1 pseudogene (running past one end of the window) is annotated in these 15,497 nt (G+C 68.0%); it reads left to right on the forward strand.

Features of this window, described 5'->3' with window-relative positions:
• Window positions 1-68: 68 nt before the first annotated feature.
• A pseudogene (locus tag BLV94_RS00975) lies at window positions 69-15,497 on the forward strand (non-ribosomal peptide synthase/polyketide synthase) (its annotated part continues 12,768 nt past the right edge of the window); the annotation flags it as partial.

Consider the following 15,497-nt stretch of genomic DNA (forward strand, 5'->3'; position numbering starts at 1 on the left):
CCACCACGCCGCTTCACCCGATTCCTCGGCGCTTTCCTCACCTCCGACACCGGCGCCCGCGGCTGATCGGCGACCTCGAGATCCTCGACGACGACGAACGCCGCAACCTGGTTCCGGCCACCGGACGCGCCGGATTCGCACCGGTCACGCTGCCGGACCTGCTTGCCGGCGCCGTCCGCGGCAACCCGGACGGTGACGCCCTCGTCGCGCCCGGGCCCGGGCCATCCGCCGACACTCTCAGCTACCGCGCCCTGGACGACACCTCGAACCGGCTCGCCCGTCTCCTGATCGACCTCCAGGTCGGCCCGGAGATCGTGGTGGCGTTGGCATTGCCGCGGTCGCGGGAGTCGGTGTCGAGTGTGTGGGCGGTGGCGAAGGCGGGAGCGGCGTTCGTTCCGGTCGATCCGAGCTATCCGGCTGACCGCATCGCGTTCATGCTGGAGGATTGTGGTGCGCCGATCGGTGTCACGACGGCGGCATTGCGGGCGGGTTTGCCGGATTCGACACTGTGGTTGGTTCTCGACGACGACGAATTTTTGTCGGCCGTTGCCGCATATCCGGCGGATGCGGTGACCGATGCCGATCGGACGCGGGCGTTGTCGGTGGATCATCCGGCATATGTGATTTACACCTCGGGGTCGACGGGACGGCCGAAGGGTGTGGCGGTCACGCATCGTGGTCTGGTGAATCTGGCGGCGGACGAGCGGGACCGTCTGGTGGTGTCGGTGGGTTCGCGGGTGTTGCATTTCGCGTCGCCGAGTTTCGATGCGTCGGTGTTCGAGTTGGTGATGGCGGTCTGTGCGGGGGCCACGCTGGTGGTGGCGCCGACCACGATTTACGGTGGGTCGGAGTTGGCGGAGTTTGTGGCCGACCACGAGGTGTCGCATGCGTTCTGCACGCCGGCGGCGTTGGCGTCGCTCGATCACCGTGGTCTGGACCATCTGCGGACTGTGGTGGTGGCGGGTGATGTGTGTCCGCCGGAGTTGGTGGCGCGGTGGGCGCCGGGCCGGGTGATGGTCAATGCGTACGGTCCGAGTGAGACGACGATCATGTCGTCGGCGACGGGTCCGCTGGTGCCCGGACAGGCGGTGAGTGTCGGGTCACCGACCGTGGGTGTCGATCTCGTCGTCCTCGATGACCGGTTGCGTCCGGTCCCGCTCGGGGTGCGCGGTGAGCTGTATGTCCTCGGCTCCAGCTTGGCTCGGGGGTATGTGCGCCGGGCGGGGTTGACGGCGGGACGGTTTGTGGCGTCGCCGTTCGGTGCGGGTGGCCGGATGTATCGCACGGGTGATGTGGTCCGCTGGGTGGCCTCGCAGGGCGGGTCTTGGGTTCTGGAGTTTCTGGGCCGCAGTGATTTTCAGGTCAAGATCCGTGGGTTCCGGATCGAATTGGGTGAGATCGACGCCGTGTTGGCGTCGCATCCGGTGGTGGAGTTCGCGCACACGGTCGGCTATGACGACGGGAGCGGAAATACTCGCTTGGTGTCGTATGTGCTGCCGGCGCCGGCAGCGGACATCGAAACCCGGGTGTTGTCGGAGTTCGTCGGGGAGCGTCTTCCCGGGTACATGGTGCCGTCGTCGATCGTGGTGTTGGATTCGCTGCCGTTGACCCCGGCGGGCAAACTGGACCGCAACGCCCTGCCTGCACCGGTATTCGCCGCACGCTCGGCCGACATCGTGCGCCCGAGAACGGTCACCGAGGAGATCCTTCTCGGAATCTTCCGCGGCGTCCTCGGTCTGCCCGAACTGAGCGTCGACACCAGCTTCTTCGACCTCGGCGGCAACTCGCTGACGGCCACCCAGGTCGTGTCCCGGGTGAACGCCGCCCTTGGTGTGCGGATCGGGGTCCGGGACCTCTTCCAGTCGCCGTCGGTGGCGCAACTGGCGGCCTCGGTGGTGGGCGCCGCGCCGCAATCCGACCCGCGGCCGGTGCTGGAGGCGCGGGAACGACCCGACCGCGTGCCCCTGTCCGTTGCGCAGCAACGAATGTGGTTCCTCAACCAGTTCGACACCTCCTCGGCCGCCTACAACCTGCCGATTTCCCTGAGGCTTACCGGCGCACTCGACCGCGACGCCCTGCGCAGGGCGCTCGACGACGTCCAGGAACGGCACGAGGCGCTCCGCACCGTCTACCCCGACAGCGCGGACGGACCCCATCAGCTGATCACCCCCGCCGTGAGCGTGCTACCCGCAGACGGCCCGGCCGACGTCGCCACCGAGTCGCTCACCGCCGCGGTGACGGCCCTCGGCGGCGCAGGATTCGACCTCACCACCGATACGCCGATGCGCGCCGGGCTGTTCCGCGAGGCGCCGGACCGGCACGTCCTCGTCCTCGTCGTCCACCACATCGCCGCCGACGGCTGGTCGATGACACCACTGGCCGCCGACGTGATGCTCGCGTACGCTGCGCGCGTCGCCGGTCACGCGCCCACCTGGGCGCCCCTGCCGGTGCAGTACGCCGACTACAGCCTGTGGCAGCGTGAGCTGCTGGGGTCGGAGGACGACCCGAACAGCCTGTCCGCCAAGCAGATCTCCTACTGGCGGTCGGCGCTCGCCGGAGTGCCGCAGGTGATCGAACTGCCCACCGACCGGACCCGGCCCGCCGACATGTCGCACCGCGGTGGCCGCGTCGAGTTCACGATCCCCGCTGACGTCCACCGGCGTCTCCTCGATCTGGCGCAGAGCACCGGCACCACCTCGTTCATGGTGACGCACGCCGCGCTGGCCGTGCTGCTGCGCCGCCTGGGTGCCGGGTCCGACATCGTGATCGGCACCCCCGTCGCCGGTCGCGGCGAGGAAGCGCTCGACCATCTCGTCGGCATGTTCGTCAACACCCTCGTACTCCGGACCGCCGTCGAACCCGCCGACACGTTCGGGGACGTGCTGGCCCGGGTGCGCGACGCCGACCTCGCCGCGTTCCAGCACGGCGACGTCCCCTTCGAGCGCCTCGTGGAGGTGCTCAGTCCCGCCCGGTCGTCCGCGCATCATCCGCTGTTCCAGGTGATGCTCACGTTCCAGAACACCGCGAACACCCGGGTGGAACTCGACGGGCTCGAGGTCGAGGCCGCCGAGATCGACGTCCAGGTGGCGAAGTTCGACCTGCAACTCACCGTCGTCGAGCAGTTCGACTCCGCCGGCGACGCCGCAGGTCTGGCCGTGCAACTGTCCTACGCGACAGATCTGTTCGACCACACCACGGCCGAGTCGATCGGCGAACGATTCGCCCGGCTCCTCGACGCGGTCGCAGGCAACCCGCCGGTCGCCGTCGGCGACCTCGACCTCCTCGCGGCGGGGGAACGCGCCGCCCTCACCGCGGCCAACGCAACGCACCGTCCGGTGCCGGCGGACACCCTGGTGTCGCTGTTCGCAGCCCAGGCCGCCGCCACCCCGGATGCCGTGGCGCTGGTGTTCGACGATCGGCGGCTGACCTACGCCGAGTTCGACGAGCAGACCGACCGACTCGCCCGCCACCTGATCCGGAACGGGGTGGGACCGGAGTCCGTCGTCGCGGTCGGGATGCGGCGCTCGATCGACCTGCTCGTCGCCGTCTACGCGATCGTGAAGGCAGGCGCAGCGTATCTGCCGATCGATCCCGACCATCCGGTCGAGCGCACCGCGTACGTGCTCGACACCGCACAGCCGGTCTGTGTGCTGACACGCGCCGCCGACGACACGACGTTCTCCACCGCGGCACTCGTGGAGTACATCGACACCCTCGACCTCCCCGAGGAGGACTCGGAACCGGTCGCCCCCGCGCTCACCGCGGCGAACACGGCGTACGTGATCTTCACGTCCGGCTCGACGGGTCGTCCGAAGGGGGTCGCGGTCACGCACGGCGCGATCGTGAACCGGCTGCTGTGGATGCAGCACGAATACGCCCTGACCAGCTCGGATATCGTTCTGCAGAAGACCCCGGTGACGTTCGACGTGTCGGTGTGGGAGCTGTTCTGGCCGCTGCAGGTCGGGGCGTCCCTGGTGATCGCCGCACCGGACGGGCACCGCGATCCCGATTACCTCGCCACCCTCATCCGCCGGCACCGCGTCACCACCGCGCATTTCGTGCCGTCGATGCTGTCGGTATTCACTGCTGAACCGGCTGTGGTGCAGTGTGATTCGTTGCGGTTGGTGTTCTGTTCGGGGGAGGCGCTGACGCCGGAGCAGGTGTCGCGGTTCCGGGCGGTCAGTGGTGCGGGTCTGCACAATCTGTACGGGCCGACGGAGGCTGCCGTCGACGTGACGTACTGGGAGACCGGTGCGTCGGACACATTCTCTGTCCCGATCGGTCGTCCGGTGTGGAACACCCAGTTGCATGTGCTCGATGCCCGGTTGCATCCGGTGCCGAACGGGGTGGCGGGGGAGCTGTATCTGGCGGGTGACCAGTTGGCGCGGGGGTACTTCGGCCGCGTCGATCTCACCGCGGATCGGTTCGTGGCGAACCCGTTCGCCGCGGGTGGGCGGATGTATCGGACGGGGGATCTGGTGCGTCGCCGGGCCGACGGGGCGTTGGAGTATCTGGGTCGTACGGATTTCCAGGTGAAGTTGCGGGGGCAGCGGATCGAGTTGGGTGAGATCGAGGCGGCCCTGGAGACGCATCCGGACGTGGTGCAGGCGGTTGTGGTGGTGCACCGGGACGAACGCGGCGAGGAAGCCCTCGTCGCCTACACGGTCGGTGCCGCGAACACCGAGGCGGCGGATCTCCGAGACCACGTTGCCCGGGTGCTGCCGTCGTACATGATTCCGGCGCAGGTCGTGCACCTGGACACGCTGCCGCTGTCGGTGAACGGAAAACTCGACCGCAAGGCCCTGCCCGCACCGAACCTCGACACCGCGACCGCTGAATACGTGGCACCGCGGACCCCCGCCGAGGTGGTTGTCTCCGACGTGTTCGCCGAGATCCTGGGTGTCGAGCGGGTCGGCATCCACGACCACTTCTTCGACCTCGGCGGCAACTCCCTCGTCGCCACCCGCCTGGTATCGCGACTGCGCAACGCACTCGGCGTCCCGGTGTCGCTGCGCGATGTCTTCGATGCGCCGACCGTCGGCGGGCTCGCACAGAGACTCGACGGGGCCGACCCTGCGGCGCACCTCGCGCCTCCCGCACTGACTCCGCGGAAGCGGCCCGAGCAGGTGCCGTTGTCGCCAGCCCAGCAACGCGTGTGGTTCCTCAACCAGTTCGACACCGCGAGTCCGGTCTACAATCTGCCTCTCGCCGTGCGGTTCTCGGGTGACCTCGACATCACGGCACTGAGTCGCGCGCTCCGCGACGTACTGCACCGGCACGAATCGCTGCGCACCGTGTTCCCCGCCTCGGACGCCGGCCCCTGGCAGCGCATCCGCGACGTGCACGACGCCGACCTCGACCTCACCGTCGCCGAGGTGACGGAGGCCGACCTCCCCGCCGCGATCCGGGGATTCGCCCTCGCCGGCTTCGATGTCACCACCGAGATTCCGGTACGCGCTCAACTGCTGCGCGTGCGGAACGACGAACACGTGCTCGTCCTGATGGTGCACCACATTGCCGCCGACGGATGGTCGTTCGCGCCGCTGTCCCGCGACCTGATGCTCGCGTACGCCGCGCACAGCGGCGGCCACGAACTGCAGTGGACGCCGCTGCCCGTGCAGTACGCCGACTACACACTCTGGCAGCACGAACTCCTCGGCGACGAGGACGACCCGGACTCGCGGGCCGCCCGCCAACTCGCGTATTGGGGAACCGCGCTGGCCGGGCTGCGGGACAGCCTCGACCTGCCCACCGACAGGCCGCGACCCACCGTCGCGTCGAAGCACGGCGCCACCCTGTCGTGGGAGATTTCCGCCGAACTGCACGAACGCCTGCTGAACCTGGCCCGCACACAGAACGCCACCCTGTTCATGGTCGCGCACTCCGCACTGTCGGTACTGCTCAGCCGGCTCAGCGCGACCACCGACATCGCCATCGGCACGCCCGTCGCCGGCCGCGGTGACCGCGACCTCGACGACCTGGTCGGCATGTTCGTCAACACCCTCGTGCTCCGCGCACAACTGGACCCGGCCTCGTCGTTCACTGAACTACTGCAGCAGGTCCGAGACGTGGACCTCTCCGCGTTCGCGCACACGGATGTGCCGTTCGAGCGTCTGGTGGAGCACCTGAACCCCACCCGCACGGCAGCACACCACCCGCTGTTCCAGGTGGCGCTGTTCTTCCAGAACCACGCCCCCACGCACCTCGAACTCCCCGGCCTGTCGGTGTCGAGCCAACCGATCCTTCCCGACGTCGCCGCGTTCGACCTGCAACTCGTCCTCACCGACACCCACGCCGCCGACGGGCGACCCGGCCCCATCGCCGCCGAATTCAACTACGCCACCGACCTGTTCGACGAGAGCACGGTCCGCTCGTTCGGCGCGCAGTTCGTCCGGATCCTCGAGGCCGTCACAGTTGCACCGCAGACGCCGGTCGGCGACATCGCGATCGCGGACCCCGCCACACGCATCCGCGAACTGTCCGGATGGAACGCCACCGACCACGACGTCCCCCTCACCACCCTGCCGGATCTGTTCGACGCGCAGGTAGCGCGGACTCCCGAAGCCCCGGCACTGGTTTTCGAGGGCGTCTCCCTCACCTATGCGGAGTTCGATGCTCGGGTGAATCGGCTTGCCCGGTATCTGATCTGGTGTGGTGTGGGGCCGGAGTCGAGGGTCGCGTTGGCGATGCGGCGCTCGCTGGACCTGGTGGTGGGAATGTACGCGGTGGTGAAGGCGGGCGGTGCCTACGTGCCCGTCGACCCCGACCATCCCGTCGACCGCATCGGGTACGTGCTGGAGTCTGCCAGGCCGGTACGCGTTCTGACCAGTACCACGGATCACAGTGCAGTTCCCTCCGACGTCGAAGTGATCACGATCGATGACCTGGACCTGACCGACTACTCCGGCACGCGCATCACCGACGCCGAACGATTGCATCCCTTGCGCGCGGACAATACCGCCTACGTCATCTACACCTCCGGATCGACCGGTAAGCCGAAGGGTGTGGCGGTTGCGCATGCGGCGATTGTGAACCAATTGCTGTGGATGCAGTCGGAGTACGCGTTGACCGGTCGGGATGTGTTGTTGCAGAAGACGGCGACGACGTTCGACGTGTCGGTGTGGGGGTTCTTCTGGCCGTTGCAGGTGGGTGCCACCATGGTGTTGGCGTCTCCGGACGGCCACCGCGATCCGGCGTATCTCGCGGAGGTGATCGACGAACACGGGGTGACGGTGACGGATTTCGTGCCGTCGATGCTCGACGTCTTCGTCGCCGCGGCCTCGGACGCATCCTGCGCCACACTGCGGCACGTCTTCGTGATCGGCGAGGCACTTCCCCCCGAAACCGCAAGTCGGTTCCGGGCCTTGTCCTCCGCAGGCCTGCACAATCTGTACGGTCCGACGGAGGCCGCGGTGTCGGTGACGTACTGGGAGACGTCCGACACCGACGAGACGACGGTGCCGATCGGGGTTCCGGAGTGGAACACGCAGGCGTATGTGCTGGACTCGCGGTTGCACCCGGTTCCGGTCGGGGTGCCGGGTGAGTTGTACCTCGGTGGCGTCCAGTTGGCTCGGGGGTATCTGGGCCGGGTCGACCTCACATCGGACCGGTTTGTGGCGAATCCGTTCGGTGGTGTCGGGGCGCGGATGTACCGCACCGGTGATCTGGTGCGGCGCCGGCGGGACGGTGTGCTGGACTACATCGGGCGTACCGATTTTCAGGTGAAGTTCCGTGGTCAGCGGATCGAGTTGGGTGAGATCGAGGCGGTGTTGCGGTCGCATCCGGGGGTGACCGGTGCCGCTGTTGTCGTCTACTCGGATGCCGTCACGGGTGATCATCTGGTCGCGCATGTGGTCGGAAAGCCTGCCGGTCAGCTGGATGTGGAGGATCTGCGCCGACATGCTTCGGGTTCGCTGCCGTCGTACATGGTGCCGTCGGCGACGGTGTTGCTGGACGAGTTCCCGTTGAACACGAGCGGGAAGTTGGACCGCAAGGCACTCCCCGCGCCGGAGTTCTCTTCCGCTGCGGGTGAATACACCGCACCGACCACGAGCGTCGAGCACTCCGTTGCCGCGGTGTTCGGCACGGTACTCGGACTCGACCGGGTGAGCGTCCACGACAGCTTCTTCGACCTCGGCGGCAACTCGCTGATCGCGACCCAGCTGGTGTCCCGGATCCGTGGCGAACTGGGTGTCCCGCTCGCGGTGCGGGACCTGTTCGAGTCGCCGACCGTCGCGGAACTCGCGGCCAGACTGTCTCAGTCGACCGGTGCGGACACCCGACCGTCGCTGACCCGGCGGGAACGGCCGGAACGGATTCCGCTGTCGCCGGCCCAGCAGCGCATGTGGTTCCTCAACCAGTTCGATCCGTCGTCCCCGGCGTACAACCTGCCGTTCGCGGTCCGCTTCACCGGGGCACTCGACCGCGTGGCGCTCGCGGCGGCCGTCGCGGACCTGATCGAACGGCACGACACGCTGCGCACCGTATTCCCGGATTCGGCGACCGGACCGCACCAGGTCGTGCGCGACACTGCCGACGCGCCACCGAATCTGACCGTCGCAGACATCGCCGAGGACGAACTGGAGACCGTCCTGGCGCGATTCTTCACGACGGGGTTCGACGTCACCACAGACCTGCCGGTCCGCGTCACGTTGCTTCGGGTGGGCGCCGACGACCACGTGCTGGCACTGGTGGTGCACCACATCTGCGGTGACGGCTGGTCGATGGCACCGATGGTCCGCGACGTGATGGTCGCGTACGCGGCCCGCACCCGGGGAGAACGCCCCACCTGGACGCCGCTGCCGGTGCAGTACGCCGATTACGCCCTCTGGCAGCGCGAACTCCTCGGCGACGAATCCGACCCCGAATCCCTCGCCGCCCGGCAGCTCGACTACTGGACGAACACCCTCGCGGGCATCCCCGAGGAACTGGATCTCCCGACGGACCGGCTGCGACCGGCGGAGCAGTCGTACCGCGGCAGGCACGTCGACTTCGTCATCGACGCGTCCACGCACCGCGCGCTGACGGCGCTCGCGCAGTCCCGGCGGGCCACGCTGTTCATGGTGATGCACACCGCGCTCGCCGTGCTGCTCGGACGTCTCAGCGCCTCCTCCGACGTCACCATCGGCACCCCCGTGGCCGGTCGCGGCGAACCCGAACTCGACGATCTGATCGGCATGTTCGTCAACACGGTGGCCCTGCGGACCCACATCGATCCGGGGTCCGCGTTCACCGACCTGCTCGACCACGTCCGGGAGGTGGATCTCGCGGCGTTCTCCCGCGCCGACGTGCCGTTCGAACGGCTGGTGGAGGTGCTCAGCCCCACCCGGCACGCGGCCCGGCATCCGTTGTTCCAGGTGATGCTCACCTTCCAGAACCTCGAGCAGACCGCACTCGAACTCGACGGACTCACCCTGCACGGACTCGACACCGACATCGGAGTCGCGAAATTCGATCTGCACGTGACCCTCGTCGAGCGGTTCGACGCCGCAGGCGACCCCGACGGGATGACTGCGCAACTGACGTACGCAGCCGATCTGTTCGACGAGGACACGGCCGCCTCCATCGCCACCCGATTCACCACGATCCTTGAATTCGTTACCACCGACGCGAGAACGCCGGCCGGTGACATCGCCCTACTCGGCGCCGACGAGCACGCCGCACTGACCCACTGGAACTCGACCGAACACGCGGTCCCCGCGACAACCCTGCCGGATCTGTTCGATGCGCAGGTCGGGCGAACTCCGGGGGCGACGGCCGTGGTGTTCGAGGGAGCTGCGCTGTCGTATGCGGAGTTCGACGAGCGGATGAATCGGCTTGCGCGGTATCTGATCTCGTGTGGTGTGGGGCCGGAGTCGCGGGTCGCGTTGGCGATGCGGCGCTCACTGGACCTGGTGGTGGGAATGTACGCGGTGGTGAAGGCGGGCGGTGCGTATGTGCCGGTCGACCCGGATCATCCGGCCGATCGCATCGGGTATGTGCTCGACTCGGCGCAGCCCGTCTGTGTTCTCAGCACGTCAGCTGATCGCGGGGATCTTCCGGGCACGTTCGCGGTGCTCGACATCGACGACCTGGATCTCTCGAGATTCGGGTCGAATCCGATCACCGATGCCGACCGGATTTCTCCGTTGCGTCCGTTCAACACCGCGTATGTCATCTATACGTCGGGGTCGACGGGGCGGCCGAAGGGTGTGGCGGTTGCGCATGCTGCGATCGTGAACCAGTTGGTGTGGATGCAGTCGGAGTATGGGCTGACCGGCCGGGATGTGTTGTTGCAGAAGACGGCGACGACGTTCGACGTGTCGGTGTGGGGGTTCTTCTGGCCGCTGCAGGTGGGTGCCACCATGGTGTTGGCGTCTCCGGACGGCCACCGCGATCCGGCGTATCTCGCGGAGGTGATCGACGAACACGGGGTGACGGTCACCGATTTCGTGCCGTCGATGTTGGACGTGTTCGTTGCGTCGGTTCCTGCGAGTTCGTGTGGTTCCTTGCGTCATGTGTTCGTGATCGGTGAGGCGTTGCCGCCGGCGACGGTGACACGGTTCGGGGAGTTGTCGACGGCGGGATTGCACAACTTGTACGGGCCGACGGAGGCGGCGGTGTCGGTGACGTACTGGGAGACGTCCGACACCGACGAGGCGACGGTGCCGATCGGGGTTCCGGAGTGGAACACGCAGGCGTATGTGCTGGATTCGCGGTTGCACCCGGTTCCGGTCGGGGTGCCGGGGGAGTTGTACCTCGGTGGCGTCCAGTTGGCGCGGGGGTATCTGGGCCGGGTCGATCTGACGTCGGACCGGTTTGTGGCGAATCCGTTCGGTGGTGTCGGGTCGCGGATGTACCGCACCGGTGATCTGGTGCGGCGCCGGCGGGACGGTGTGCTGGACTACATCGGGCGTACCGATTTTCAGGTGAAGTTCCGTGGTCAGCGGATCGAGTTGGGTGAGATCGAGGCGGTGTTGCGGTCGCATCCGGGGGTGACCGGTGCCGCTGTTGTCGTCTACTCGGATGCCGTCACGGGTGATCATCTGGTCGCGTATGTGGTCGGAAAGCCTGCCGGTCAGCTGGATGTGGAGGATCTGCGCCGGCATGCTTCGGGTTCGCTGCCGTCGTACATGGTGCCGTCGGCGACGGTGTTGCTGGACGAGTTCCCGTTGAACACGAGCGGGAAGTTGGACCGCAAGGCCCTGCCCGCACCCGAGTTCACCTCGGATACAACCGAATACGTGGCACCGCGCAACGAGGTGGAACAGGTGCTCGCCGACGTGTTCGCCGGCGTGCTCGGCGCCGGCCGGATCGGTGTCCACGACAGCTTCTTCGACCTCGGCGGCAACTCGTTGTCCGTCACCCGCGTCGCCGCGCGCATCGCCGAGTCGACCGGCACCCGGCTGTCGGTACGGGACGTGTTCGAAGCACCCACCGTGGCCGACCTGGCACTGCGCGTCGACCCCACTACGACGGACGCGCGCCCCGCCCTGACGGCGGCGACCCGGCCCGCCCGCATCCCGCTGTCGCTCGCCCAGCAGCGCATGTGGTTCCTCAACCAGTTCGACGCCGGCTCCCCGGCCTACAACCTGCCGTTCGCGGTGCGCCTGTCCGGCGTCGTCGACACCGCAGCGTTGGCGGCGGCGTTCGACGACGTCGTCGAACGCCACGAGTCGCTGCGCACGGTGTTCCCGAATGGCGGGGACGGCCCCGAGCAGGTCGTACTGGCCGCCGCCGACGTCACCGTGACACTGCCTCCGGTCGACGTCACCGAAGACGATCTCCCCGGCGGGATGGCGGCGTTCGCGTCCCGCGGATTCGACGTCACCGCCGAGACACCGGTACGGGCCACCCTGTTCCGCACCACGCCCACCGAACACGTCCTGGCCATCTCGCTGCACCACATCGCGGCCGACGGCTGGTCTTTCGGACCACTCGGCCGCGACGTCATGGTCGCCTACGCGGCCCGCGCGGAGGGCAACGCCCCGCAGTGGGCGCCGCTCGAGGTCCAGTACGCCGACTTCAGCGTGTGGCAGCGGAACGTCCTCGGCAGCGAAGACAACCCGGAATCCGTGATGGCCACGCAACTCGGATTCTGGACGCGCACGCTCGCCGGCGCGCCCGACGAACTGCCCCTGCCCTTCGACCGGCCACGCCCCGCGCAACCGACGTTCACCGGGGGAACGGTGCGCTTCGGCATCGACCCCGAAACCCACCGGCGCATTCGACGACTCGCCCGGGAACACGGGGCCACTACGTTCATGGTCGCCCACGCCGCCTTCGCGCTGCTGATGGGACGACTGTCGGCCACCGGCGACGTCGCGATCGGCACCCCGATCGCCGGCCGCGGCGAACGCGCCCTCGACGACCTCGTCGGAATGTTCGTCAACACTTTAGTTCTGCGCACAGCCGTGCGTGGCGGAGACAGTTTCGCCGATATGCTCCGTACGGTGCGCGACACCGACCTCGCAGCGTTCGCCCACGCCGACGTCCCGTTCGAGCGGCTGGTCGACGTCCTCGCCCCGACACGCACCGCGGCGCATCACCCCATCTACCAGGTCGCGCTGTCGATGAACCCGCTGCAGTCAGCGGACTACGAACTGCCGGGATTGCGGATCGGCGTGGAGGACGTCGATCCGGGGGTCGCCAAGATCGACCTCCAGCTGACACTGGGCGAGGAACTCGATCACACGGGCTCGCCGTCCGGGATGCGTGCCGAATTCGTCTACGCCACCGACCTGTTCGACGAGTCCACCGTCCGCGACTTCGCGTGGCGGCTGCAGCGGATTCTCGAGGCCGTGACGTCCGACCCGGATACCGCGGTCGGGGACCTCGATCTACTCCACGACACCGAACGGCAAGGTCTGGTCCCGGCACACGGCCGGCCCGGGCTCGCACCGGTCACGCTGCCGGATCTGCTCGCCGCCGCCGTCCGCAGCAACCCCGACGGTGACGCCCTCGTCGCCCCGACACTTCTCGGCGGCTCCACGAGCACCGTCACCTACCGAGAATTGGACGCAGAGTCGAACCGTGTGGCGCGACTGCTCGCAGCCATGCAGGTGGGCCCCGAGGTGTCAGTGGCGTTGGCGTTGCCCCGCTCCCTGGAGTCGGTTACCTGCACGTGGGCGGTGGCGAAGTCGGGGGCGGCGTTCGTTCCGGTGGATCCGGGTTATCCGCTCGAGCGGATCGTGCACATGCTCGAGGATTGTGGTGCGCCGATCGGTATCACGACTGCGGCGTTGCGGGAAACCCTGCCGGATTCGACGCAGTGGCTCGTTCTCGACGACGACCCCGTGATCGGTGCTCTGGCGTCGTACTCCCCGGAACCCCTGCAGGATTCGGATCGGACGCGCGCGTTGTCGGTGGATCATCCGGCGTATGTGATTTACACGTCGGGGTCGACGGGGCGGCCGAAGGGTGTGGCGGTCACGCACCGTGGTCTGGTGAATCTGGCGGCGGACGAGCGGGTTCGGCTCGGGGTGTCGCCGGATTCGCGGGTGTTGCATTTCGCGTCGCCGAGTTTCGATGCGTCGGTGTTCGAGTTGGTGATGGCGGTGTGTGCGGGGGCGACGCTGGTGGTGGTGCCGACCACGATTTTTGGTGGGTCGGAGTTGGCGGAGTTTTTGGCCGACCACGAGGTGTCGCATGCGTTCTGCACGCCGGCGGCGTTGGCGTCGCTCGATCACCGTGGTCTGGACCATCTGCGGACTGTGGTGGTGGCGGGTGATGTGTGTCCGCCGGAGTTGGTGGCGCGGTGGGCGCCGGGCCGGGTGATGGTCAATGCGTACGGTCCGAGTGAGACGACGATCATGTCGTCGGCGACGGGTCCGCTGGTGCCCGGACAGGCGGTGAGTGTCGGGTCACCGACCGTGGGTGTCGATCTCGTCGTCCTCGATGACCGGTTGCGTCCGGTCCCGGTCGGGGTGCGCGGTGAGCTGTATGTCCTCGGCTCCAGCTTGGCTCGGGGGTATGTGCGCCGGGCGGGGTTGACGGCGGGACGGTTTGTGGCGTCGCCGTTCGGTGTGGGTGGCCGGATGTATCGCACGGGTGATGTGGTCCGTTGGGTGGCCTCGCAGGGCGGGTCTTGGGTTCTGGAGTTTTTGGGCCGTAGTGATTTTCAGGTGAAGGTCCGGGGGTTCCGGATCGAGTTGGGTGAGATCGATGCGGTGTTGGCGTCGCATCCGGTGGTGGAGTTCGCGCACACGGTCGGCTATGACGACGGGAGCGGAAATACTCGCTTGGTGTCGTATGTGCTTGCCGCGCCAGGTGCAGTGGTCGATGACCGGGTGTTGGCGGAGTTCGCGGGGCAGCGGTTGCCGGGGTACATGGTGCCGTCGGCGATCATGGTCCTCGACGTGTTGCCGTTGACCCCGGCGGGCAAACTCGACCGCAACGCCCTGCCCACACCCGTCTTCGCGCGCCGCAGCGCGTTCACGGCACCGCAGACTGCGGCCGAACAGGCGATCGCCGCCGTGTTCGCCGACGTCGTGGGGGAGCCGTCCATCGGACTCGACGACAACTTCTTCGACCTCGGCGGCAACTCGCTGTCCGCCACCCAGGTCGTCTCCCGCGTCGGTTCAGCACTGGGAACACGCATCTCCGTCCGCACCCTGTTCGACAATCCCACCGTGCGCGCACTCGCGACCGCCGCAGCGTCCGACACGACGGCCGAGCGACCTGCCCTCGTCGCCGGTGATCGGCCCGCGATGATCCCGCTGTCGCCGGCGCAGCAACGGATGTGGTTCCTCAACCAGTTCGACACATCCTCGGCCGCCTACAACATTCCGCTCGCGCTGCGTATGTCCGGCCGGATCGACGTCGCGACCCTGCGCATGGCACTCGGCGACGTCCTGGCCCGTCACGAGGCACTGCGCACCGTCTACCCGGCGACCGAGAACGGTCCGCATCAGGTGATCGCCGCGGTGGAGTCGATCCCCCTCGATCTGACGCCCATCCGCCTGTCCGGTGAAGACCTCACCGGTGCGATCCTGCGCCATGCCTCCACCGGGTTCGACGTCTCCACCGACCTCCCGCTGCGGGTCCACCTGTTCCGCGAGAGCCGGTCGGAGCACATCCTCCTGTTCGTCGTCCACCACATCTCCGCGGACGGCTGGTCGTTCATCCCCCTCGCCTCCGACGTGATGACGTCCTACGCGGCCCGGACCGTCGGCGACGCCCCGGCGTGGAACGCGTTGCCGGTGCAGTACGCGGACTACGCGATGTGGCAGCGGAACCTGCTGGGCGACGCCGACGATCCGCAGTCGCTCGCCGCCGGTCAGATCGCGTACTGGAAGCGGACACTGGCGGGTCTGCCGGATCAGGTCGCACTGCCCACCGACCGTCCCCGTCCACCGGCACCGTCGCACCGCGGCGGAACGGCGCGACTGACCCTGGACGGCGACATCCACCAGCGCCTGCAGGACCTGGCGCGCGCCCACCACGCCAGCCTGTTCATGGTCGTCCACACCGCACTGGCCGCACTGCTGTCGCGGATGGGTGCCGGTCCGGACGTCGCG

The organism is Rhodococcus koreensis, from assembly GCF_900105905.1.
Classification (GTDB): Bacteria; Actinomycetota; Actinomycetes; order Mycobacteriales; family Mycobacteriaceae; genus Rhodococcus_F; species Rhodococcus_F koreensis.